We start from the raw sequence: 451 nt of genomic DNA, 5'->3' as shown, positions 1-451 counted from the left end.
GTCCTGGCCGAGGCTTTGAGGTTAACGCTCTACAGCCAGCGACACACCCATGCCACCACCGATACACAGCGCGGCCAGGCCCTTCTTCGCGTCACGGCGCTGCATTTCGTGCAAGAGCGTGACCAGAATGCGGCAGCCCGACGCGCCGATGGGGTGGCCGATGGCGATGGCGCCTCCGTTCACGTTGACCTTGGCGGGGTCAATGGCCAGTTCCTTGTTCACAGCGCAGGCCTGTGCGGCGAAGGCTTCGTTCAGCTCGAACAGGTCCACGTCGGCGGCGTTCCAGCCTGCGCGCTGCAGGGCCTTGCGCGAGGCGGGCACGGGTCCCATGCCCATGGTGGCGGGGTCCAGACCGCTGGTGCCAAACGCAGCGATGCGAGCCAGGGGCTTGAGGCCCAGGGCCGCTGCCTTCTTGGCGCTCATCACCACTACGGCGGCGGCGCCATCATTC

General features: G+C 67.2%; 1 protein-coding gene. It reads right to left on the bottom strand.

What is annotated here, in order from left to right:
- Positions 1–21: 21 nt before the first annotated feature.
- Positions 22–451, bottom strand: a 430-nt coding sequence (locus GPA27_RS28415) for an acetyl-CoA C-acetyltransferase (protein WP_505606756.1), incomplete at its 5' end; no start/stop codon positions are given.

The organism is Aromatoleum toluolicum, from assembly GCF_012911005.2.
Lineage (GTDB): Bacteria > Pseudomonadota > Gammaproteobacteria > Burkholderiales > Rhodocyclaceae > Aromatoleum > Aromatoleum toluolicum.
Note: the sequence above shows the minus strand (reverse complement) of the source record. Positions and strands in the feature narration are given on the sequence as shown.